The 22,047-nt window shown below is 71.1% G+C and carries 18 protein-coding genes and 2 pseudogenes; 16 read left to right on the top strand and 4 right to left on the bottom strand.

Features of this window, described 5'->3' with window-relative positions; all coding sequences use genetic code 11:
- Window positions 1–3 precede the first annotated feature (3 nt).
- Window positions 4–804, bottom strand: coding sequence for an IclR family transcriptional regulator (locus tag Prum_RS46810; RefSeq protein WP_246278803.1), 801 nt, complete (start codon window positions 802–804; stop codon window positions 4–6).
- Window positions 805–973: 169 nt separating this feature from the next.
- On the opposite strand from Prum_RS46810, the gene Prum_RS46805 reads away from it, so the two are divergent.
- Genes Prum_RS46805 through Prum_RS46775 form a run of 8 tightly spaced genes read left to right on the top strand, consistent with a single transcriptional unit; the run spans window position 974 to window position 10,652 of the window.
- Entirely contained in the window at window positions 974–2,440 is a 1,467-nt protein-coding gene (locus tag Prum_RS46805; RefSeq protein WP_173085887.1) for an aldehyde dehydrogenase family protein, read from the top strand.
- Entirely contained in the window at window positions 2,437–4,167 is a 1,731-nt protein-coding gene (locus Prum_RS46800) for a thiamine pyrophosphate-binding protein (RefSeq protein ID WP_173085885.1), read from the top strand. Before Prum_RS46805 ends, Prum_RS46800 begins: the two co-directional genes overlap by 4 nt.
- 6 nt (window positions 4,168–4,173) lie before the next feature.
- Entirely contained in the window at window positions 4,174–5,331 is a 1,158-nt protein-coding gene (locus tag Prum_RS46795) for an ABC transporter substrate-binding protein (RefSeq protein WP_173085883.1), read from the top strand.
- A gap of 57 nt (window positions 5,332–5,388) precedes the next feature.
- The gene (locus Prum_RS46790; protein WP_173085881.1) at window positions 5,389–6,258 is read left to right on the top strand and encodes a branched-chain amino acid ABC transporter permease; all 870 of its coding nucleotides are present in this window, start codon (window positions 5,389–5,391) and stop codon (window positions 6,256–6,258) included.
- Window positions 6,255–8,072, top strand: a complete 1,818-nt coding sequence (locus tag Prum_RS46785; RefSeq protein ID WP_173085879.1) for a branched-chain amino acid ABC transporter ATP-binding protein/permease — start codon at window positions 6,255–6,257, stop codon at window positions 8,070–8,072. The genes Prum_RS46790 and Prum_RS46785 overlap by 4 nt, the downstream gene beginning before the upstream one ends.
- Window positions 8,069–8,779 carry an ABC transporter ATP-binding protein gene (locus Prum_RS46780; protein WP_173085877.1) on the top strand — a complete coding sequence of 237 codons (711 nt, stop codon included), beginning with the start codon at window positions 8,069–8,071 and terminating at the stop codon, window positions 8,777–8,779. The genes Prum_RS46785 and Prum_RS46780 overlap by 4 nt, the downstream gene beginning before the upstream one ends.
- 8 nt (window positions 8,780–8,787) lie before the next feature.
- Window positions 8,788–9,405 (top strand): outer membrane protein assembly factor BamB family protein, encoded by a 618-nt coding sequence (locus Prum_RS50475; protein WP_218577932.1) that lies wholly within the window; start codon window positions 8,788–8,790, stop codon window positions 9,403–9,405.
- Window positions 9,288–10,652 (top strand): outer membrane protein assembly factor BamB family protein, encoded by a 1,365-nt coding sequence (locus Prum_RS46775; protein ID WP_218577931.1) that lies wholly within the window; start codon window positions 9,288–9,290, stop codon window positions 10,650–10,652. The genes Prum_RS50475 and Prum_RS46775 overlap by 118 nt, the downstream gene beginning before the upstream one ends.
- A 1-nt stretch (window position 10,653) precedes the next feature.
- Here the strand turns inward: Prum_RS46775 and Prum_RS46770 are convergent, their stop codons facing one another.
- Window positions 10,654–11,385, bottom strand: coding sequence for a DUF4118 domain-containing protein (locus Prum_RS46770; RefSeq protein ID WP_173085875.1), 732 nt, complete (start codon window positions 11,383–11,385; stop codon window positions 10,654–10,656).
- Between the two features lie 466 nt (window positions 11,386–11,851).
- On the opposite strand from Prum_RS46770, the pseudogene Prum_RS46765 reads away from it, so the two are divergent.
- The 3 genes and pseudogenes from Prum_RS46765 to Prum_RS46755 all read left to right on the top strand — a co-directional run.
- Window positions 11,852–12,675: pseudogene (locus Prum_RS46765) on the top strand (hypothetical protein); the annotation flags it as partial.
- A gap of 206 nt (window positions 12,676–12,881) precedes the next feature.
- Entirely contained in the window at window positions 12,882–13,301 is a 420-nt protein-coding gene (locus Prum_RS46760) for a hypothetical protein (RefSeq protein ID WP_173085873.1), read from the top strand.
- Window positions 13,283–14,689: an alpha-galactosidase gene (locus Prum_RS46755; protein ID WP_173085871.1), complete on the top strand. Its 1,407-nt coding sequence runs from the start codon at window positions 13,283–13,285 to the stop codon at window positions 14,687–14,689. Before Prum_RS46760 ends, Prum_RS46755 begins: the two co-directional genes overlap by 19 nt.
- 17 nt (window positions 14,690–14,706) lie before the next feature.
- Here Prum_RS46755 and Prum_RS46750 read toward each other — a convergent pair whose 3' ends face one another.
- The gene (locus Prum_RS46750; RefSeq protein WP_173085869.1) at window positions 14,707–15,309 is read right to left on the bottom strand and encodes a hypothetical protein; all 603 of its coding nucleotides are present in this window, start codon (window positions 15,307–15,309) and stop codon (window positions 14,707–14,709) included.
- A 187-nt stretch (window positions 15,310–15,496) separates the two neighbouring features.
- Here Prum_RS46750 and Prum_RS46745 point away from each other — a divergent pair, with 187 nt between their 5' ends.
- Together Prum_RS46745 and Prum_RS46740 are read left to right on the top strand one after the other, a co-directional pair.
- Window positions 15,497–15,922 carry a calcium-binding protein gene (locus Prum_RS46745; RefSeq protein WP_173085867.1) on the top strand — a complete coding sequence of 142 codons (426 nt, stop codon included), beginning with the start codon at window positions 15,497–15,499 and terminating at the stop codon, window positions 15,920–15,922.
- A gap of 82 nt (window positions 15,923–16,004) precedes the next feature.
- On the top strand, window positions 16,005–17,339 hold the full coding sequence (locus Prum_RS46740; protein WP_173085865.1) for a GH25 family lysozyme: 1,335 nt from the start codon (window positions 16,005–16,007) through the stop codon (window positions 17,337–17,339).
- A 157-nt stretch (window positions 17,340–17,496) separates the two neighbouring features.
- On the opposite strand, the gene Prum_RS46735 is transcribed toward Prum_RS46740, so the two are convergent.
- On the bottom strand, window positions 17,497–18,879 hold the full coding sequence (locus Prum_RS46735) for an IS1380 family transposase (protein ID WP_173074717.1): 1,383 nt from the start codon (window positions 18,877–18,879) through the stop codon (window positions 17,497–17,499).
- 262 nt (window positions 18,880–19,141) lie between these two features.
- On the opposite strand from Prum_RS46735, the gene Prum_RS46730 reads away from it, so the two are divergent.
- The 3 genes and pseudogenes from Prum_RS46730 to Prum_RS53310 form a co-directional block, all read left to right on the top strand.
- Window positions 19,142–19,819 (top strand): aggregation-promoting factor C-terminal-like domain-containing protein, encoded by a 678-nt coding sequence (locus Prum_RS46730; RefSeq protein WP_173085863.1) that lies wholly within the window; start codon window positions 19,142–19,144, stop codon window positions 19,817–19,819.
- Between the two features lie 58 nt (window positions 19,820–19,877).
- Window positions 19,878–20,327 carry a Crp/Fnr family transcriptional regulator gene (locus Prum_RS46725; RefSeq protein WP_173085848.1) on the top strand — a complete coding sequence of 150 codons (450 nt, stop codon included), beginning with the start codon at window positions 19,878–19,880 and terminating at the stop codon, window positions 20,325–20,327.
- A pseudogene (locus Prum_RS53310) lies at window positions 20,327–22,045 on the top strand (FHA domain-containing protein); the annotation flags it as partial. The gene Prum_RS46725 and the pseudogene Prum_RS53310, both read left to right, overlap by 1 nt.
- Between the last annotated feature and the right edge of the window lie 2 nt (window positions 22,046–22,047).

Raw genomic sequence — 22,047 nt, 5'->3', positions numbered from 1 at the left:
CCCTTAGACCGTCGCGAGGGGATGGTCGAAGCCCCGCTCGGACATGCGCGCCGCGACGCGTTTGAGGTCGTCGACGAACTCGGCGATCCGGTCGTCGGTGAAGCGGATCGTCGGGCCGCTCAGCGACAGCGCGGCGACCACCGCCACCGACCGGCCGGTGACCGGTACGGCGACGGCGGACAGGCCCGCCTCGCGCTCGCCGGCGCTGGTGGCGTAGCCGGTGGTCAGGACGGCGTCGACCCAGCCGCGCAGGGTGTCCACATGCGACTCCCCGTACGGGGAGCTGCGGGCCACCCGGGTCAGCAGCGCCGGCGTGGCGTCCCGCAGCAGCACCTTGGAGGAGGCGCCGGCCCACATCGGCAGCTCGTCGCCGACCTGCACGACGTGCCGCAGCGGCTGCGGGCTCTCCTGCTGCGCCACGCACACCCGGTAGATGTCGCGGGCGACGTACAGGTTGACCGTCTCCCGCTGCCGGGCGGCCAGGTCGCGCATGATCTGCTGGGTCTCCGGCGGCAGCTCCCACGCCCGCTTGGCCAGGTGCGCCCAGCGCCACAGCCCCGGCCCGGCGGTGTAGCCCTTGTCGGTGGCCCAGAGCAGGCCGGCCTGCTCCAGGGTCTGCACCAGCCGGATCACGGTGGTCTTGGCCAGCCCGGTCGCCTCGACGATCTCCCGGATGCTCACCACCGGGCGGGTCTCGGTCAGCAGCGACAGGATGTCCATGGCCCGCTGCACGCTGCGCACGCCGCCGGTCTCGGACGCCTCGGCGGCGTCGGACCGCTGCGTCGGTGCTTGCTGTTTGCTCACGGACTCCATGCTCTCGTGCCTCCCGGGACGGCTTCACGTCCGCGTAACAGTTTCGGAACCGGCCATTGCCAGGGGGCCTTGCCGCCCGTACGTTACACCTAGTCCGGAGAACGGTCTAGGAGTACCATCTAGCGGACCACATCTAGTGGCCATGCCAAAGGAGGCGACGATGCCCGACAGCTCGGTCGTCGAGGCCAGTTGCCTGGTCGCTGGCCAGTGGACCGCGACCGGCGAGTGGTCCGAGCGGACCGGCCCGTGGGTTCGTAGGGTGGTAAGCAAGGTCCGCCAGGCAGACCTGGACCAGGTCGAGGCCGCCCGCGCGTACGCCCGGCGCGGCGCCAGGGCGGTAGCCCGGCTCGCTCCTGCCGACCGCGCCGACGTGCTGGAGCGCGCGGCGGCCCTGGTGGCGACCCGGCGCGACGAGTTCGCCCGGCTGCTGGCACTGGAGCTGGGCAAGCCGGTCAAGGACGGCGGCGGGGAGATGGACCGGGTCGCCGACACGTTCGCCGTCTGTGCCGCCGAGGCCCGCCGGATCGGCGGCGAGGTGCTGCCGGTCGCCGGCTGGGCGCGCGGCGTCGGCAACACCGCCCTGACGTACCGGGCGCCGGCCGGGGTGGCCCTGGCGATCACGCCGTTCAACGCGCCGGCCAACCTGCTCGCGCACAAGCTGGCCGCCTCGTTCGCGGCCGGCAACAGCACCATCGTCAAGCCGCCCCCGCAGGCGCCCGCGGTCTCCGCCGCGCTGGTCGCGCTGCTGCTGGAGGCCGGCATGCCGCCCGAGGCGGTGCAGGTGCTGCACGGCGGCGCCCAGGTCGGCGCCGCGCTGTGCGCCGCGCCGGAGGTCGCCGTGATCAGCTTCACCGGCAGCGCCGCGACCGGCGCCGCGGTGGCGCGGGCCGCCGGCGCCAAGCGCCTGGTCCTGGAGTTGGGCGGCAACGCGGCCACCATCGTGTGCGAGGACGCCGACATCGGGTACGCGGCGCGGGTCTGCGCCCGGACCGGGTACAGCAACTCCGGGCAGAGCTGCATCTCCGTGCAGCGGGTCTACGTCCAGCGCTCCCGGTACGACGAGTTCGTCGGCGCGTTCACCGACGGCGTCCGGACGCTGGTGGTCGGCGACCCGCTGGACCCGGCCACCGACGTCGGGTCCATGGTGGACGACGAGGCCGCCGAACGGGTGGTCCGCTGGGCCGCGGCGGCGGCCGCCGGCGGCGCGGTGGTCACCACCGGCGGCAAGCGCGACGGCGCCACCGTCACCCCGACGGTGGTGGCCGGGCCGCCCGCGGACGCGGCGGTGGTCACCGAGGAGGTCTTCGGCGCCCTGGTGAGCGTCCTGCCGTACGACGACTTCGACGCGGTCGTAGAGACCTGCAACGAGAGCCGGTACGGGCTGCAGGCGGGCCTGTTCACCCACGACGTCCGGCGCATCGTCGCCGCCTGGCGCGACCTCGAGGTCGGCGGCCTGGTCGTCAACGGCTCCTCCAACTTCCGCCTCGACCACGTGCCCTTCGGCGGCGTCAAGGACTCCGGCTTCGGCCGCGAGTCGCCCCGCCACATGGTCGAGGAATACACCGTCGTGAAAACCCTGATGCTGCGCGACATCTCGCTGTGGACCGGCCAGAAAGGACAGTCATGACCACTGGGGCCGAGGCGATGGTTGCCCAGCTGGAGTCGTACGGCGTGGAGGTCGTCTTCGGCCTGTGCGGGCACACCAACATCGCCCTGCTGGACGCGCTCGGCCGCAGCAAGATCCGGTTCGTCATCAGCCGCCACGAGCAGGCCGCCGCGCACGCCGCCGACGGGTACGCCCGCGCCACCGGCAGGCCCGGCGTGCTGCTCACCCACGTCGGCCCCGGCCTGACCAACGCGGTCACCGGCGTGCTGACCGCCGCCCTGGACTCGGTGCCGCTGGTCGTCATCTCCGGCGACATCCCGTCCTACTTCTACGGCCGGCACCCGCACCAGGAGGTGAACCTGCACGCCGACGCCGACCAGGCGGCCATCTTCCGCCCGTTCGTCAAGCGCGCGTGGACCGTGCACCGGGTGGAGGACCTGGCCCGCTGCACCGAGCGGGCGTTCTGGACCGCCACCTCCGGGCGGCCCGGCGCCGTCCTGCTCACCGTGCCGATGGACCACTTCTCGCGCCCGGTGACGGCCACGCCGTACCCCTTGGTGCAAGACGCGGAGCCGCCGGCGCTGGCGGAGGGTGTCGCGGACCGCATCGCGGCGGCCCTGGTGGGCGCCCGGCGCCCGCTGGTCTACCTCGGCGGTGGCCTGCGCCGCGAGCGCGGCGCCGCGGCCCTGCGCGCGCTGGTCGAGCACCTCGACATCCCGGTCGCCCACTCGCTGATGGCCAAGGGCGCGATCCCCGACGAGCACCCGCTGGTGCTCGGCATGACCGGCTTCTGGGGCCTGGACCTGACCAACGAGTACGCCCGGGAGGCCGACGTCGTGCTGGCGCTCGCCACCCGCTTCGCCGAGACCGACGCCAGCTCCTGGGATCCGCGCTACACCTGGCGCTTCCCGCCGAGCCGGCTGATCCAGGTCGACCTCGACCCGGCCGAGATCGGCCGCAACTACCCGGTCGAGATCGGCGCGGTCGCCGACGTCAACCACGCCGTCGAGGCGATCGGCACCGCCGTCCGCGCCCGGCAGCCCGAGCCGGTGTGCCGGCCCGAACTGCGCGAGCGGATCCGCGCGGCCCGCACGGACCTGTTCGCCGGCAGCCGCGAACGCGGGCGCAGCGACCAGTTTCCGCTGCGGCCCGAGCGGATCCTCGCCGACCTGCGCGCCGCCCTGCCCGCCGACGCCGTGCTCGTCACCGACGTCGGCTGGAACAAGAACGGCGTGGCGCAGTGCTACGAGTTGCCCGCGCCGGGCCGGTTCGTCACGCCCGGCGGCGCGTCCACCATGGGCTTCGGCCCGGCGGCCGCGGTCGGCGTGCAGATCGCCCAGCCGGAGCGCACGGTCGTCGCGCTCGTCGGCGACGGCGGGATGAGCGCCCAACTGCCGGCCGTACCCATGGCCGTCGAGCAGGGCGCCCCGGTGATCTTCGTAGTGATGAACAACCGGTCCCACGGCACCATCTCGGACCTGCAAGCCAGCAACTTCGGTCGCAGCTTCGGCTGCGACTTCGTCGGGCCGGACGGTGAGCCGTACAGCCCCGACTTCGCCGCATACGGCCGGGCTTGCGGCGCCGACGGGTACACCGTCGCCGCCGCGGACGAGCTCGGCGCGGCGCTCCGCGCCGCCGTATCCGCCCGCCGCACGGCGGTGCTGGACGTGCCGATGGTCAACGAGCCGGTGCCGACCCCCGGGCACTGGAACATCAAGGACATCTACCAAGGCGTCTTCGAGAGGTGATGTGTCATGTCCCTGCTCACCCGGCGACGTTTCGCCATACTGTCCACTGTGGCCGCCGCCACGCTCGCGCTGCCGGCCTGCTCGGCCCCGGGCGAGGACGAGGAGTCCGGATCGTCGAACGACGGCCCCATCAAGATCGCGGTGGTGAACGCCCAAAGTGGACAGCTCAGCTCGCTGGGCGCCTGGGAGCTCAAAGGCGTCAAGCTGGCCGTCGACGAGTGGAACAAGGCCGGCGGCATCAACGGCCGGCAGATCGAGCTGGGCGTCTTCGACGACCAGGGTGACCCGACGGTCGGCACCAACCTGGCCCGCAAGATAGCCAGCGAGGGCTACATCGCGATGCTGGGCACCGCCGAGAGCGCGGTGACCATCGCGATGGCGCCGATCCTGCAGCAGGAGGAGATCCCGAACATCACGTCCGGGCAGTCGCCGGGCCTGGTGGCCGTGAAGAGCCCGTTCCTGTTCCTGAACGGCCCGACGAGCACGACGTACGACGAGACGCTCGCCAAGTACATCGTGGACACCAAGGGCCTCAAGAACATCGCGATGATCACCAACAACGGCTCGTTCGGCAAGGGCGAGCACGACGCGTTCACCAAGGCGCTGGCGGCCCGGGGCGTCAAGCCGGTCACCGACCAGGTCGTCACCAACGACCAGAAGGACTTCAGCGCGGCGCTGACCAACATCCGGCAGAAGAACCCGCAGGTCATCTTCGTCGGCGCCGAGGAGGTGCAGTCCGGGCTGATCGTCAAGCAGGCTCGCGACCTCGGCATCAAGGTGCCGTTCGCCGGGGCCGCGCCGCAGGGCACCCCGGTCTTCTTCGACACCGCCGGCGCCGCGAACGTCGAGGGCACCATCGTCAGCTCGCCGTACCTGAGCAACGACATCGACGACGCCTCCCGCACGTTCGCCGCCGCGTACCAGGCCGCCCATGGGGAGGACGCGGAGATGCACGGCGCCAAGGCGTACGACGGGGCGCAGATCATGCTGACCGCGCTGAAGAACAGCAACGTGGCCACCGGCAAGGCCCTCGCCGACGCCATCCGGGCCACCAAGCACCAGGGCCTGCTGGGCGACTTCGCCTACGACGACACCGGGGTGGGCATCTTCGCCACCTCGATCGGGACCATCACGGGCGGCAAGCTGGTCGCCGCGGCCGGCTGACGTCAACCCCGCGGGCGGCCGGCTCCCGGCCGCCCCGGTGGCTCCACAGGGAGAACCATGCAAGTCACTATCCAGACGTTCATCGGCGGGCTCAGCCTCGGCGCGATCTACGCGCTCGTGGCGATGGGCTTCTCGCTCGTCTACCGCACCATGGGCCTGGTCAACTTCGCGCACGGCAACGTGGTGATGATCGGCGCGTACTTCGCCTCCACCTTCTACCTGTCCGCGAAGCTGCCGTTCGCGGTGGCGATGGTGATCGCCCTGATCGTGACCGGCCTGATCGGCATCGTCATCGAGCGGGTGCTGCGCCCGCTGGAGAACAAGGACTTCGACCTGATGTTGATCGGCACCATCGGGTTCGGCATCGTGCTGGAGGCCCTGGCGATCATCATCTGGGGCGCGACCGGGCGGGCCGTGCGCTCCCCGGTGCCCGGCGCACCGCTGGACGTGTTCGGCATCCGGATCCGCACGTACGACCTGGTGGTGCTGGCCATCGCGGCGGCGGCGACCGCCGTGCTCGTGCTCTTCCTGCAGCGCACCAAGCGCGGCGCCGCCATGCAGGCCGTCGCGATGGACCACCAGGCGGCCACCGCCGTCGGCATCCACGTCGGGCGCAGCAACGCGGTCGCGTTCATGATCGGCGCAGGGCTGGCGGCGCTCGCCGGCGGGCTGGTCGGCCCGCTGCTGTACGTCAGCCCCGCCATGGGCGGCACGCTGGGCATCAAGGGCTTCGCCGCGGCGATCCTCGGCGGCTTCGGCAGCATCCCCGGCGCCATCGTCGGCGGCCTGGCCATCGGGGTGCTCGACTCCTACGCGGCCGGCCACTTCCAGGGGTACTCCGAACTGGTCCTGTTCCTCGTGTTCACCGTGATCATCATGATCCGGCCGACCGGCATCTTCGGCGAGAGGACGGTGAACCGCGCGTGAGGTACCACAGTTCTTGGCGGGTCGGCGGCGGCATCGCCGTGCTCGGTGTGGCCGCCTGGCTGCTGCCGTACCAACTGGACTCGTACGCGATCCACGTGGTCAACGTGATGATCCTGTACGCCCTGCTGGCCGTCGGGCTCGGCCTCGCGATGGGCATCGCCGGCCAGATCAACCTGGCCCAGGTCGCGTTCTTCGGCGTCGGCGCCTACGTCACCGCCATCCTCACCACCAAGAGCGGATGGGGCTTCTGGACCGCGGCCGCCGTCGCCGTCCTGGCCGCCGCCGCGGTCGGCCTTCTCGTGGGTACGCCGGCGCTGCGCATGCAGTCGCACTACCTCGGCATCGTCACGCTCGGCCTGGCCCTGGCGTTCACCAACTGGGTCACCAACGCGCAGGTCGCCGGGGGAGCGGAGGGCATCACCGGCATCCCGCGCCCGGAGCTGCCCGGCGTCGACCTCTCCAGCGAGTACCTGTTCTACTACGTCGAACTGGTCGTGTTCGCGCTCGCGCTCGCGTTCGGCCTGTTCGTGGTCCGCACGCCGCTGGGCCGGCGGATGCGGGCGATGCGCGACGACGACCTCGCCGCCGGCGCGGTCGGCGTCGAGGTGCCAATGCTGCGGATGACCGCGTTCCTGCTCGCCAGCGTCTACGGTGGACTGGCCGGCGTGCTCTACGCCGGGCTGATCCGGTACGTGGCGCCGGAGACGTTCAGTATCGCCAACATGTTCCTGCTGCTCGCGATGGTGATCATCGGCGGGCGGCAGAGCCTGGTCGGCTGCGTCGTCGGCGCGATCGGGCTGGCGCTGGTCCGCGAGCTGCTCGTCGACTACCCGACGTACGCCCAGGTCGCGTACGGCTCCATCGTGGTGCTGACGGTCGTGTTCGCGCCCACCGGGCTGGCCGGCCTGCCGACCCGGCTGGCGGCCCTGCTGCGCCGGCGCGGCTGGCTGCGCGGCGGTCCGGCCGGCGCCGCCACCCTCGGCCCCTTCCAGCCGTACGACGAGGCGTCCACGTCGGACACCGGCGTGATGCTGCGGATCGACGCGGTGAGCAAGCACTTCCGCGGCGTCAAGGCGCTGCAGGACGTCTCGCTGGAGGTCGACGCCGGCCAGATCCGCGGCATCGTCGGCCCCAACGGGTCCGGCAAGACCACGCTGTTCAACGTGGTCAGCGGCCTCTACAAGCCGACCGCCGGGCGCGTCTTCCTGGCCGGACACGACGTGACCGCGGCCCCGCCGTACCGGCTGGCGCAGGCCGGCATCGCCCGCACGTTCCAGAACCTGCGGCTGTTCGGCGCGCTCAGCGTCCGGGAGAACGTCCTGGTCGCCCTGGACCGCACCCGCACCCGCAGCATCTGGCGGTACGCCCTGTGGCAGGTCGGCGTCTGGCGGCACGACCGGGCGCTGCGCGCGGACGCCGACGCGATCCTGGCCCGCTTCGGCCTGACTGCCTTCGCGCACAGCCTGCCCGGTGCCCTGCCGTACGGCATCCAGCGCCGGGTCGAGATCGCCCGCGCGATGGCCGCCGCGCCCCGCCTGCTGCTGCTCGACGAGCCGGCCGCCGGCCTCAACGGCGAGGAGGTACGGCAGCTCGGCGACATCGTCCGGTCGATCCGCGCCTCCGGCGTCACCGTCGTCGTCATCGAGCACAACATGGGGCTGGTCATGTCGCTGTGCGACCGGGTCACCGTGTTCGCGAACGGGCGCGTGATCGCCGACGGCCCGCCCGCCGAGGTGGCCGTCAAGCCGGAGGTGGTCGAGGCGTACCTGGGCGACTCGACCGTCATCGACGTGCCGACGGAGGTGGCGTCATGACCGCGCTCGCCGTGGATGGCCTCTCCGTCCACTATGGAGGAGTTCGGGCCGCCCACGACATCGGCTTCACCGTGGCCGCCGGCCAGTCCGTCGGCATCATCGGCGCCAACGGCGCGGGCAAGACCTCCACCCTCAAGGCGCTCATGGGCCTCGTGCCGCGGACCGTCCGCTCCATCCGCTTCGGCGAGCACGACCTGACCCGCGTGCCCGGCCGCAAGATGGTCCGGTACGGCATCGGCTACGTGCCCGAGGGACGGCACGTCTTCCCGGGCCTGCCGGTAGAGAAGAACCTCCTGCTCGGCGCGTACATCAAGCCCTGGAAGGGGTCCACACTCGACACCCTCGACGAGGTCTACACCCTCTTCCCCGTCCTGAAGGACATGCGCCACCGGCTCGCCGGGGCACTGTCCGGCGGCCAGCAGCAGATGCTCGCCATCGGCCGCGCGCTCATGTCCGCGCCCCGCCTGATGCTCCTCGACGAACCCTCCATGGGCCTGTCGCCCAAGCTCGTCGAGGACATCGTCGCCGTGCTGCAGAAGCTCAACCGCGACGGCCTGGCCATCCTGCTGGTCGAGCAGAACGCCAAGCTCACCTTCGAGGTGACCACCGAGTGCCTCGTCATGGAGAACGGCGCCGTCGCGATGACCGGCACCTCCGCACAACTCCGCGAGGACCCCCGGGTCCGCCAGATCTACCTCGGCCTCTAAGGGGAACCATGGTCCAACGTAGACACGTCCTCAAAGGAGCCGCCGCGACGGCGGTCGGCCTGTCCGTCACTCCCGCCTCGCCAGCGGCCGCCGCCTCCGGCATGCCGGCCTGCGGCACCCCCGGCGGCCGCGACTTCCCCAAGGTCGGCGGCAACCTCGGCAACCAGAACTACTCCGCGCTGTCCCGCGTCCACCGCGGCAACGTGTCGCGCCTCGGCGGCGCCTGGCTCAACCAGATCGAGGGCGGCGTCGACACCGGCACCAACCAGAGCACCGCCGTCGCCGTCGACGGCGCCACCGGCGCGACGAAGTGGACGTACCAGCAGACCCGCGGCACGCTCACCCGCCGCGGCGTGGCCGTCGGCCAGGGCATGGTCTTCACCCACGGCCGGGGCAGCTGGCTCATCGCGCTCGACCAGGAGACCGGCCAGGTCGTGTGGGAGAAGCAGGTCACCGGCTACGGCAGCATGGAGAAGGTCGCCGTCACCTACCACGACGGCATGCTCTATTGCGGCACGCACGACAGCCCGCGCGCCGCCGCGCTCACGGCAGCAACTCCTCCCAGGACGGCTCGCGCCGTGGCGGGCAGAACCTCTTCGCCAACTCCATCGTCGCGCTGGACCTGAAGACCGGCGCGTACCGCTGGCACTTCCAGTCCGTCCACCACGACATCTGGGACATGGACAACAGCATGTCGCCGGTCCTCGTCGACGTGCGCGTCCGCGGCCGGATGCGCAAGCTCGTCGTGTACGGCAGCAAGTCCGGCATGTACTTCATCCTCGACCGCACCGACGGCTCCGCCCCGCTCGGCATCGACGAGGTGCCCGTCCCGCAGGAGCCGCGCCAGAAGACCTGGCCCACCCAGCCGTTCCCGCGCCAGGGCGGCTGGACCGAGCAGCGCGTCGTCGACCAGCCGCTCGGCACCTCCGTACCGGGCGAGCCCAACCGGGCCGTACCCAACTACGTGAAAGGCGCGCTCTACGACCCGCACTGGGACGTACCGATCCTGTCCATCCCCGGCCACGGCGGCGGCGCCGACTGGAACCACCAGTCCTTCAGCCACAGCACCGGACTGGTCTACACCGGCTTCGGGTACGTCGCCGCCGCGCACTCGCTCACCGAGGCCAGCAACGGGCTGCGGCCACCCGGCGAATACCAGACCGGCGGCATCGTCGCCGTCGACCCCGGCACCAACAAGGTGCGCTGGAAGAAGCGCATGCCGTACTCCCTCGCGCACGGCAACGGCATCCTCACCACCGCCAGCGACCTGCTCTACATCGGACAGCCGGACGGCAACCTGCTGTGCCTGGACGCCCGCACCGGGCGGGAACTGTGGCGCTTCCAGACCGGCGCCTCGATCAGCAGCAGCCCCATCGCGTACGAAGTGGACGGTGTCCAGTACATCGCCGTGTACGCCGGCGGCACCGGCATCCCGTACGGCGAGTCGGCGCCCCGCGGCGACTTCCTGTGGGCGTTCCGGCTCGGCGGCACCGTCCCGCCGGCCCCCACCCCGCCACCGCCGGTCATCCGCCGGCCGGTCGCCGGCGGACCGGTCGAGGGCAGCGCCGTCAACAACACGGTGGTGCTCGCCCGCACATACAACGCGACGACCGGCCAGGTCGGCACCACCGAGTCCACCGCCATGAACGCGATGGCCCCGACCCACCTGCGGGTACCGGTCGGCACCACGGTCACGTTCGTCAACCCGGCCGACAACGCCAACGAGCACGGCGCGACGCAGTTCTTCGAGGGCCTCTTCGACGTACGGCTGCGGCCCGGCGAGTCGTTCCAATACACCTTCACCGAGAAGGGCGAGTACTTCTTCAACGACTCCTACAGCCCTCGCCCCACCGGCAAGGTGGAGGTGTACTAGCTCACCCGAGGGCCGCGCCGACCTGGTCGGCGAGGGTGACCGCGACCCGGCGCCGCTCCGGCGACAGCGGCCGGTGCGGGGTCGCGGTGAGCAGGTACCGGCCGTGCAGGCGACCTCCGCTCTCCACCAGGAGCTCGGTCTCTTCCTCGGCGGGCAGCCCCTCGCGGTCGGCGTCCCACGCGGCGCGGTGCCAGGTGACGGAGCCGTCGCGCTGCAGCCTCGGCGGGTTGCCCAGGCCGGCCACGCCCCGCTGGAAGCGGCAGCCCCGCAGCTCCAGGGTGGTGACCAGCTGGTCGGACACCTGCCGGATGAGATCGTGGGACGAGCCACCGACGGCGCCGACCGTCGCGGCCGCCTGGATGCCGGCCAGGTAACCGGCGTCGCGGCTGGCGGCGGCCGCCTGCCGGCGCCCCCACACCGCGAGCTCGGTCACCGCGACCCCGACGATCAGCAGGAGCACGAGGGTCTCGGCGTCGGACCGTACGTCGATGGTGAGACGCTGGTACGGCTGGGTGAAGAAGAAGTCGAACCACAGCCCCGCGAACCCCGCCGCCAGGTAACCGGCCACCCGGTTGCCCAAGGCCGCCACCGCCACCACGACGGCCACCATGATGAGGGCGACGTGGGTGTTCTCCAAGCTGCCGCGCAACGGCAGGAGCACCGCGGCGACGGCGAGCGGCGCGAGCCCGGCCAGCAGGAGGGCGAGCCGGTCCCGGGTCAACCAGATGGGCACACCTCGACGGTACGGCGCCGGCATCGACGTGGCCCGCGAATCCGCGCCGCACGCCCAAATCCTGACGCCATCTTGACGCCGAAGCGGCTTGCGTTCCTTGCTGCCTTCGGATCTTTCTTGGTGGGGCACAGAGAGATCTTGCGGGTGGAAATGCCCGACATAGCCGGGCACAAGATCCCGGTATGGCCCACCAAGTAAGATCCAACCCATAGTGGCGGCTGCGCCAGCGCCACAATGGCGCCTTGGAAAGCGCCAGCGGCTCGACGTCGGGCTCGGCGAGCAGCGCGTCGGCCAGCGCGGCCACGTAGGTCGACGGTCGCGACGTCATCGTGAAGGATTCGGGTCGCTGGGACGACGCGAATCATTCACGATCATGCCGGAGCCCGCCCTCTGCGCTATGCTGGTCGGCGATGATGACTCCTTCTGTTCGCAGATTGGGGGTCCCGCTCGCGACAGGTGAGTGCTGATGCGCTCCCGGGCCGCGACTGCGGATTCTCGCCTCTCATTCTGGTTGCGCGTGCGCGAGTACGCCGTGCCGCCGTCCATGGTCGAGTCCGCGACCGCGCGCCGCCGCGTCGGGGACCGGGCGGGCGCGTGCGCCGCCGCACGCGTCGATGTCGATCTTAGTCTGCGCTCGCTGGCGCGCGACCATGGCCGGGAGTTGGCTGCCATGGTCCGGGCCGACCTGCGGCAGCTGGCTCCCGACCTGTTGCGCTGGCACCTGCCGCGGGTCGCTCCCGACGGGTTGCTGCGCCCGGGGTGACTATTGCGCTGGCCCGGTACGACACGGGCGACGGCGTGGTGCACCTGGTGGTGCGGACCCCGCCGGGCTGGGCGGACGCCGGCCAGCGGATCAGCCTCGCGCTGTGGGACCGGGCCGGCCCGTGCCGCCACCCGCATCCGCATCCCGACCGGCGGTTCCGGCTCGACCTGCACCGCCATCTGTGGGACGCGCGCCGCAGCGACGAGCTGCGGACCCGGTGCGGTGCGGACCGACCGGCCGTGCCGTCCGCGGATCCGTTGCGGGAACGCGGCTGCGCCGTCGACAGGTGGGCGGCCGAGGCGGCGATCCTGCTCCGCGCCCAGGGGCGCACCGCGGGAACGGTGACCGTACGGCTGTGGGGCCGGCGGCGGCTGCTGCTGCGGGTCGGGCCGGCCACGGCACGGGGTGACACCGCGCCGGTGCTGCCCGACGCGGCGACGTGGACGCTGCCCGACCTGGAGTTGTTGCGCGCCGGGCTGATCGACGCCGACCGGCTCCATCCGCTGGTCGCGGCGGCGCTGGTGCCCGACCGGGTACGGGCTGCCGCGCGCCGCGCGGCCGGCCTGCCGGACCGTGGTGGGCCTGTTTCCACGGGAGGGCCCGGCGACGGAGTGGCCGCCCGAGTGGACCAGGGTGGTGCGCCTCGGGGGCGCTTGACAGTGCGGATGTGACCGGTAACATCGGCGCCAACCAATGACATAGAGCCGGGTGTATGTCTTCTCTGGAGGGTCAGATGAAGCTCGTCAAGGTACGCCCGGCCGTGGCCATCGTGTGGCTGCTGCTCGCCTTCGGTCTCGCGGTCGGCCCGCCGGAACGGGCGCAGGCGTGGGACAACGGCACGGCCTCGACCCCGCCGATGGGGTGGAACAGCTACGACTCGTTCAACTGGAGCGTCACCGAGGCGGACGTCCGGGCCAACGCCGACTACATGCGCGACAACCTGCGCCAGCACGGCTGGCAGTACGTCGTCATCGACTGGGCCTGGTACTACCCCGGCCGGCACAACAACAGCCCCAACCAGGACGCCAACCTCAACCCGCGGCTGCGGATGGACGCCAACGGGCGGCTGCTGCCGGACACCACCCGCTTCCCGTCGGCGGCCGGCAGCAACGGGTTCAAGCCCTCGCGGACTACGTGCACGCCCAGGGGCTGAAGTTCGGCGTCCACCTGATGCGCGGCATCCCGCGCCAGGCCGTGGCCGACAACGTGCCGATCCTCGGCACCAGCTGCCGGGCCAACCAGATCAACAACAGCACCACCGCGGCCTGGCTCAACCTGATGTGGGGCCTGAACATGTCCAACTCGTGCGCGCAGGCGTACCTGGACTCGGTGTTCGCGCTGCTGGCCGGCTGGGGCGTCGACTACGTGAAGGTCGACGACATCGCGGCACCGACCTACCGGCAGGCGGAGGTCGACGGGTACCGGCTGGCGATCCAGCGCAGCGGCCGCCCTATGGTGCTGAGCCTCTCGCCCGGCGCGACGCCGCTGGCCAGCGGCTCGCACGTGCAGGCCAACGCGCACATGTGGCGGATCGTCAACGACCTGTGGGACAACTGGGGCGCCCTCGACGCCCTCTTCGACCAACTGCGCAACTGGACGCCGTACCGGGCGACCGGCGCCTGGCCCGACCCGGACATGATCCCGATCGGCCGGCTGTCCAAGTACGGGCCGGTCGGCTCGCCGCGCTACTCCGGCCTGACCGCCGACGAGCAGCGCACGCTCATGACGCTGTGGGCGATCAACCGGGCTCCGCTGATGTGGGGCGGCAACCTGGTCGAGAACCGCGCCGCGGAGCTGGCGTTGATGACCAACGCCGCGGTGCTCGCCGTCGACCAGTCCAGCGCCAACAACCGCCAGCTCGTCGGGGGTACGCGGCAGGTCTGGACCGCCGACGTGCCGGGCACCAACCACCGGTACGTCGCCCTGTTCAACCGCGAAGCGGCGGCCGCCACCGTGTCGATGAACCTCGCCGACCTCGGCATCGGGTCGGCCACCGCGACCGACCTGTGGTCCGGCGCCGGACTCGGCACGGTGAGCGGCACGTTCAGCCGTTCGATCCCGGCCCACGGCGCCGGCCTGTACCGGCTGGCGCCGCAGACCACCACGCCGACGCCGGCCACGTACACGGTGGCGGCCCGGCACAGCGGCAAGCTGCTCGACGTCTACAACGCGTCCACAGCGGACGGTGCGGACGTGGTCCAGTGGGCCGCGAACGGGCAGTCCAACCAGCGGTGGCGCTTCCAGGACGCCGGCGGTGGATACTCCACAGTGGTCAGCGTCAACAGCGGCAAGTGCCTCGACGTGTACGGCGGCACCGGCGCGACCGGCGACGGCGTACGGGTGGCCCAGTGGGCCTGCCACGGCGGCACCAACCAGCAGTGGCGCCTGCAGGACGTGGGCAGCGGCTACGTGCAGCTCATCGCCAGGCACAGCAACAAGTGCCTCGCCGTCCTGAACTCCGCCACCACCGACGGAGCCCAGGTAGTCCAATGGACCTGCGGCACCACCACCAACCAACACTGGCTCCGCACCCAGGTGTAGCGCCAGCGGCTCGGGCGTCAGGACCAGCGTAGCGAGCTGGTCCTGTTGTCCATGGTGGAGCCGATGTAGCTGCGGCTGCCGTGGTAGCCGACGTGGTCGCCGCCCTGGAAGGTGTCCTCCCAGTGCTGGACCCAGCAGTTGGCGAACGTCAGGTACGACGTGATGACGTTGACCCAGCCCGCCGGCATGGTGTCGATCTCGTAGTCGGTGTTGTTGGTCGACGTGCTGCAGTTGCTGGTGCCGACCCAGATCAGGTCGGAGCCGCCCCAGTTGCTGGCGGTGTAGTGGATGCTGAGGACGGTGTCGTACCCCGCGGCGGCGCTGACCCGGTTGGCCGCGTTCGCCGCGTTCACCCGCGCCGCGAACCCGGGTGTCCGCGCCGCCTCCTCGGCGTTCTTCGGTCCGTAGGTGAGCCGGCCGCCGCTGGCCCTGCTGAGCGCCTCGGCGAAGGTGTCGAAGCACACCGCCTCCGGCGTTCCGGTGGTCACCCGGGCGACGCAGTGCTGGCCGCCGTCCTCCGGGTTGGCCAGGGCCGGCGCCGGAACCGCCTGGATTCCCAGCCCGGCGATCGCGATGGCGGCGGCCGACGCTGCGGCACGCCGTACGGGGGTCATGTTCATGTGTTGCCTCCCTGTTCGACTCCCGCCCACGGGATGGGGCGGCGGTTCGGCAACAGGGTCGGCGGGCGCCGTCAGCGCGGCGTCAGCGCGACCTCACACCCTCGACGCTGACGCCACGATGATGCCCGGCTGCGACCGTTCGGTGGCCGGCAACAGGTGGCCGGGGAGGAAGCGGAGGGAACGAATCATGCGACCACGATCCTTGATCGCGACGGCGGCGGCGGTCCTGCTGATGTCCGCCGGGCAGACGGTCGTCGCGACGCCGGCCCAGGCCATCCCGGTCGGGTGCGAGAATCCGGGCCCGGGCGAGATCGTGTTCCTGGGGGACGGCGACGACCTCTACTTGGGCACCCCGGGGGCCGACATCATCTTCGGCGGTGCGGGGGACGACATCATCGACGGGAACGGCGGCGGGGATGTGCTCGTCGGCGGTCCGGGCCACGACATTCTGCTCGGCAGCGCGTGCGGCGACCGGCTGTTCGGCAACCACGGCAGCGACAAGCTGGGCGGCCGTTCCGGCAACGACGTGCTGGACGGCGGGGAGGGCGATGACTACTGCTCCGACAACGCGTACCCGGACATTGTCTACTTCAGCAACTTCCTGCCCTGCTGAGGAGCGGGTCTCGATTTGCCGAACGCGCCCGGTGTCGCTGGCCTAGCCTCGTTATAGGGGGAACCGGTCTTAAGGAGCGGTCATGCAGATTAAACCGGGTGTGACGATTGGTCCGACAGGGCGAAAGATCCTCGCCGTCGCAGAAAAGTACCCAAAGGCCAAGCAACTCTACGTAACCAGCGCTTTCCGAAACGAGCCGGGATCGCACCACAACGGGCTGTCCTGGGGCGGTTCACCGACGGCGGCGCTGGACTTCGGCGCGTACGACGATCCGGAGCCGAACTCCAAGGACCAGGCCGACATGCGAGACTTCGCGAAATGGCTTTTCGACAAGTTCAAGCGTGATTTGGCCGAGCTGATCCACACCACGCCGTATCCGGATGACAACGGTTTCTACATCCAGAACGGACGGTGGCACAACTTCGACCCCGGCACCATGGCGGCCCACCTGAACCACGTACACGTGGCGATGTCGGCGGTCAGCGCGGACCGCATCCTGGCGAAGCTCGGCGGCGCTGGTCCGGCGGTCCAACCCGCGACCCAGCCCGCGGCGGCGGCGTCGACCGCGGTATGGGGATGGGACGCCAGCAACCACGACTGGGGCCGTGGCCCGATGAACATGGGCGCCGCACGCGCGGCCGGCATCAGCTTCTTCACGCACAAGGCATCCGAGGGCGTGACGTTCAAGGACAAGCACTACAAAGAGGCGCTAAACCGCGCCCGCGCCGCCCGGATTCCCGTGCTCGGCGCCTATCACGTGCTGCATCCGGGTGACGCCAAACGCGAAGCGAAGGTGTTTTTCGACCACGTCGCGGCGAATACGCCCTGGTTCAAAGACGTCCCGTTTATCTGGCAGTGCGACGCCGAAAAGTTCGACTACATGGACCGGGCGCCGAACCGGGCGGAGATTATCACCTTCATGGACCAGTTGCGGAAGCTCACCGGTGGCAAGGGATATCTCATCGCCTACGCGCCGCGCTGGCTGTACGAGAATTCACTCAAGCCGTTCCCCTATGACCTGTGGGCGAGCAACTACACCGGCAGCGGCGCTCCACGGCCGTTCAAGGATCAGTATCGGGGCGTGCCGGCCTCGTCATGGTCGGCGTACAGCGGGCGAAAGCCCACCATCCTGCAGTTCGCCAGCGACGCGGTGACCGGCACCCAGCCCACCACGGACGCGAACAGGTTCGCCGGCTCGCTGGCCGACCTGATCAACCTGACCGGATACCAGGAGGCGCCACCGCCGCCTCCGCCCGCGCCGCCGGCCGTGCCGGTGCGCATGATGGAGCCGGCGGACGTGACCGCGGGCAACGGCGCCGAACTTCTCTCCGAACTGCGCGGGCTCGGCGAGCTCAAGAACTCGGGCCTGCTCACCGACGAGGAATTCACCGTGGCCAAGGAGAAGATCCTCCACTAGCCTCGATCATTCGCGCCTGAGGTCGGATGTTGCGACCCGGTGGCGTTGATCGCTGGTGATCGATGCGATGAGGTTCCGGGCATGGTGGTGGGCCGTCTGTCGCGGCGGTGGCGTGGTCTCCTTGGTCCTCCGGTCGGCGGGATAAGGGCTGAGATGGTCAGCCGGGTGCGGGGATCGCCGCGATCCGGTCGAACGCGGCGGTGATCTGGGTGGCCCAGGGCCAGGTGGCGGGGATGCGAAGCCAGCGGCGGCGTTGGCCGCGGGTCAGACGGGCGGCGGTGTGCAGCACGCGGTAGCGCAGCCGTTTGGGTTCGGCCAGGGCGAGATCGCCGTCCAGGCCGAGCAGTTGGAGCCAGCGGAGCAGGTCGACGGCGATCGCTGCGGCGGTGCACCAGGCTTGGTTGATCGCGAACTCGCGGGACGGCAGTCGGCCAAGACCGGTGTCTTTGCCGGTGCGGATGCGGTCCTCGACGCGGGCGTGGGCGCGGTGGCGGGCCTCCAACCATTGCAGTGCACCGACCTGGGTGCCGGTGATGAACGCGGTGTAGCGCCAGCCGTCGCGTTCCTCGAAGAGGGTCAGCTGTGCACCGGGGTGCGGGCGTTCGCGGCGCACGATCACCCGCATCCCGTCCGGCCAGCCGGGCAGATCGAGCAGGCCGGTCAGTTCGGCGACCTGCGCACCCTCGCGGATGCCGCCGTCGGCGTTGATGGCCGGTGACCACCCCGAGGTGGGGATGGCGGCGATAGCGGTCCGCTCGGCTTCGCCGATCGCCCAGCCGATCGAGTACTCCACGGCGCGGCCGCGACGCTTGCCTTGCTCGACCAACCAGTCCAGCACGGCGTGCGTCGCGGCGGCCGAGTCACCACGGACCAGCAAGTGCCTGCGATGGGCGGCGGGAATCTGCGCGAACGCCTCCGCCAGGACCTGGAGATGATCTGCGGCGGTGTTCGCGCCGGCGTTGCCGGGCCGCAGCTTGACCGCTAACAACTCGCCGGTGTTATCACAGGTGACCAGGATCGGATGGAACCCGAACGTGTGCTTGTAGGTCGGCGCCGCGCCTTCCTTGTCGCTATGCGCCAACACGATCGTGGAGTCGACATCGAGCACGACTACCCCGTCGCCGATGTCCCGGCCGGCGGCCCGTGCTCGCGGTAGCTGCCCGAGCAGCGCCCACACGCGGGCGCGGACCTGTGCACGGGCCGCGGCGATCCGCCGCAGCTGGCGGTCGCCGACCTCGTCCAGGGCCCGCCAGCAGGTCGCCGGTGAGGCGACCGGTCCGAACAGCTCACCCTGATGGCGCAGCACGTCGATGTCGCAAATCGCCTCGCCACCGTCGGCGATCATCACCGCCAGGTCGACCAACACCCGACCTCGATCATGGCCCGGCCACCAGCCACGTCGAGCCAAAACACCGGAGACCGCCTCGGTCAGGCCGGCCCGATCGGCCAGCATCCGCAGCAGCACCGCACCGACGTGCGACACCACACCCGAACCGTCCGCGGTAACCCGCAGATCCTTCGACCACGCCGTAGACTGCACCTCGGAAGTGCCTCCCTAACAGAGAAACCTGTAGATGTCGCAATCACAAGTTTCCCTTACAGGACAGGCACTTCCGCTTATCTACACGCCGACAACCGGCCCATCTTGATGATCACCACGAATCACCCAGGCTAGCCACCCTCGACCACTAGGCACCCTCATCCGTCTCACTGTGCGCAGTGGTGCCCAGCGGGCACCACTGCACCACTGGTACCGTTCGTCGGTTCGGATTGTGTCCTTGCCCCGACGAAGGGACCTCTTCGTGAGTCGGCTGTGGAGCCGGTTCGGCCTTCGAGCGTTCGCCGTCGTGCTGCTCCTCATGGGCGTTGCCGGCGGGGTCTACCTCGGTCAGCACCAGAAGATCGAGCAGCAAGGCGTGAGCGCCCAGCTTGTCGCCGAGGCGGACCAGGAGGAATTGCAGTACCTCAAGGACCGCCAGCGCGAGTACATGGCCGCCACGGCGCAGCGGCGCGAGGCCGAGCGGATCGCCGCGGAGAAGGCGGCCGCGGCGGCCAGGGCGGAGGCCGAGCGGGCCCGCCAGGCGCAGGAGGCGGCCGGCCGCAAGAAGCGCGAGGAGGCGGCGGGGAACGAGCCGGCGACGCCGTACACCGGTCCGATCCCGGCGTCCTGCAACGAGTTCAGCGGCAACCGCAAGACCGGCTGCGCGCTGATGATCGCCGCGGGTTTCACGATCGACCAGTTCCCGTGCCTGGAGAAGTTGTGGACGAAGGAGAGCGGCTGGAACCACAAGGCCCGCAACTCGTCGTCCGGTGCCTACGGGATCCCGCAGGCGTACCCACCGGAGAAGATGGGGAAGATCGCGGACGACTGGCGTAACAACCCGGCGACGCAGATCAAGTGGGGTCTGGGCTACATCAAGGGCAAGTACGACGACCCCTGCGGTGCGTGGGGCCACTTCCAGGACGTCGGCTCCTACTAAGGGGCGCCTTGCGGGGCGTTCGTATACTGCGGTAGTCCAGCCGAATTGAGGACTGCCAATGGCCTCCGGTCTGTTCGACTACCCGGGCCGCGAGCCCGCCGCCGACGCCGGCGTGCTCCTGCGCGAGGCCAGCATGGCGGACTGGACGATGATCGGCGAGCACGCGCAGCGGCGGCGGTACGAGTCGGGAGAGCGGATCCTCGCGGCCAACGACGCCGAGCGGTGTCTGTGGATCGTGGTGGCGGGCCGGGTCACCGTCGCCGCGGGCCGGCACGTGGTCGACGAGCTGGGGCCCAGCGGGGTGTTCGGCGAGCTGACCTTCCTCACCGGCGAGCCGGCGCAGGCCACGGTGCACGCCAGCACGGACGTCACGGTCCTGCGCCTGAGCCTGGCCGGCTTCGAGGTGTTGGCCGGCAAGGACCCGACGCTCGCCCGGCATCTGCTGTTCGACCTCGCACGGGTGCTCGCGATCCGGCTGCACCGGCTCCGGAGGCTGGTGGTGCGCTGATGAGCGCGCATGGCTCGCTGGTGTCTACATTGGACCTGCGGGCCGGCGTGCGGCGCGAGTACTTCGTGGAGGTCCGCGAGCCCGGTCGGGACCCGCGGCGGGTGCTGATCGAGGACCTTGTCGAGGTGGGCCGGCGGCGGGTGGACGAGGCGTCGGGGATGCTCACGGTGCGGCATCCGAGCGTGTCGCGCCGCCACGCCCGGCTCCAGGTGTTCGGCGGCGAGCTGACCATCACGGACCTCGGCAGCATGAACGGCACGCTGGTCAACGGCGTACGGGTCAGCGGGCTGGCCCGGTTGGCGCTCGGCGACACCGTCAAGCTCGGGTCGGTCGGCATGGTCGTGGTCGGCGCGCGGACCTCGCATGAGGCCGCCACGCAGCCTCCCGAGCGGCCGGCCGAACCGCCCGCGGAGCCACCTGCCGTGACCCGGCCGTTCCCCAACTATCTCCAGTTGCGCCGCCGGGTGCCGGCCGGCGCCTGGGTCGTGCCGCAGGCCGTCGCCGTGGTCACGGTCGCCGGGCTGTGCGTCGTACTCCTGCTCCGGCCGGCCATCGGCCTGCGGGTGATGTGGCAGCTGGTGGTGCCGCTGCTGCCGTTGTTGTGGGTCGTCGCGCCGGGCGTGTGGCGCAACAGCTGCCCGCTCGCGGCCACGAACCAGTTGCCGCGACGGACCGGCGTCGGTCGTCCGGCGCCGCCGCCGGCCTGGCTGCGCAACGGCGGGTACGTCGTGGCGGTCGTGCTGTTCCTCGTCCTGGTGCCGAGCCGGCGCGTGCTCTTCGACCACAGCGGCCCGGCAACCGCCGTCCTGCTGGCCGGGGTCATGGCCGGCGCGCTCGCCGGCGGGCTGCTCTTCCGGGGCAAGAGCGGCTGGTGCTCCAGCGTGTGCCCGCTGCTGCCGGTCCAGCGGCTGTACGGGCAGACGCCGTTCGTCACGGTGCCCAACAGCCACTGCCGGCCCTGCGTGGGGTGCGCGAAGAACTGCTACGACTTCAACCCCCGGGTCGCGTACCAGGCGGACCTGCACGACGCGGACCCGCGGTGGACCGCGCCGCGCGCGTTCTTCGCCGGCTGCTTCCCGGGGGTCGTCATCGGGTTCTTCGTCGTCCCCGGCCCGCCGGCCATCGCGCCCGCCTGGTTCTACCTCATCTTCTTCGCCACCGTCCTGGCCAGCGCCGGCTCGTTCTTCGCCCTCGACGCGCTGCTGCGCCTGCCCGCCAGCGCGCTCGCGGTCATCTACGGGGCCGTCGCACTGTCCACGTTCTACTGGTTCGCGGCCGCCGTGCTCGGCGCGACAGTGCACGACCTCACCGGTGCGCCACCGGCGGCGGTCGCCTGGCCGCTGCGCGTCGCGGTGTTCGGCCTCGCCGCCGTCTGGGTGGCCCGGACGCTCGGCATCCGGCGGCTGTTCCTGCAGTGGTCGGTGCAGACGCAGGCGGTGCGGCTCGCGCCGGCTGGCTCGGCCAAGCTGGCCGGCGGCACCGGATGCGAGGTGGTGTTTCAACCCCAGGGGCGGCAGGTGGTCGCCGCCGCCGGGGAGAGCCTCCTCGACCTGGCGGAGAAGGACGGGCTGCCGATCGAGGCAGGCTGCCGGATGGGTGTCTGCGGCGCGGATCCGGTGGCCATCCTGGCCGGCGCGGACGAGCTGTCCCCGCCGACCGAGGACGAACGGGCCACGCTGCGGCGCCTCGACCTCGGCCCACACGTCCGGATGGCCTGCTG

It is taken from the genome of Phytohabitans rumicis, from assembly GCF_011764445.1.
In the GTDB taxonomy this organism is placed as follows: Bacteria; Actinomycetota; Actinomycetes; order Mycobacteriales; family Micromonosporaceae; genus Phytohabitans; species Phytohabitans rumicis.
This window is presented reverse-complemented; position numbering and strand designations above follow the sequence as displayed.

What these genes read in the sequence shown, in the direction of transcription:
- Prum_RS46780 (WP_173085877.1), top strand. Translation starts at nt 8,069, where the DNA reads ATGACCGCGCTCGCCGTGGATGGCCTCTCCGTCCACTATGGAGGAGTT.
- Prum_RS46760 (WP_173085873.1), top strand. Translation starts at nt 12,882, where the DNA reads ATGAAGCTCGTCAAGGTACGCCCGGCCGTGGCCATCGTGTGGCTGCTG.
- Prum_RS46800 (WP_173085885.1), top strand. Translation starts at nt 2,437, where the DNA reads ATGACCACTGGGGCCGAGGCGATGGTTGCCCAGCTGGAGTCGTACGGC.
- Prum_RS46725 (WP_173085848.1), top strand. Translation starts at nt 19,878, where the DNA reads ATGGCCTCCGGTCTGTTCGACTACCCGGGCCGCGAGCCCGCCGCCGAC.
- Prum_RS46745 (WP_173085867.1), top strand. Translation starts at nt 15,497, where the DNA reads ATGCGACCACGATCCTTGATCGCGACGGCGGCGGCGGTCCTGCTGATG.
- Prum_RS46740 (WP_173085865.1), top strand. Translation starts at nt 16,005, where the DNA reads ATGCAGATTAAACCGGGTGTGACGATTGGTCCGACAGGGCGAAAGATC.
- Prum_RS46795 (WP_173085883.1), top strand. Translation starts at nt 4,174, where the DNA reads ATGTCCCTGCTCACCCGGCGACGTTTCGCCATACTGTCCACTGTGGCC.
- Prum_RS46750 (WP_173085869.1), bottom strand. Translation starts at nt 15,309, where the DNA reads ATGAACATGACCCCCGTACGGCGTGCCGCAGCGTCGGCCGCCGCCATC.
- Prum_RS46805 (WP_173085887.1), top strand. Translation starts at nt 974, where the DNA reads ATGCCCGACAGCTCGGTCGTCGAGGCCAGTTGCCTGGTCGCTGGCCAG.
- Prum_RS50475 (WP_218577932.1), top strand. Translation starts at nt 8,788, where the DNA reads ATGGTCCAACGTAGACACGTCCTCAAAGGAGCCGCCGCGACGGCGGTC.
- Prum_RS46790 (WP_173085881.1), top strand. Translation starts at nt 5,389, where the DNA reads ATGCAAGTCACTATCCAGACGTTCATCGGCGGGCTCAGCCTCGGCGCG.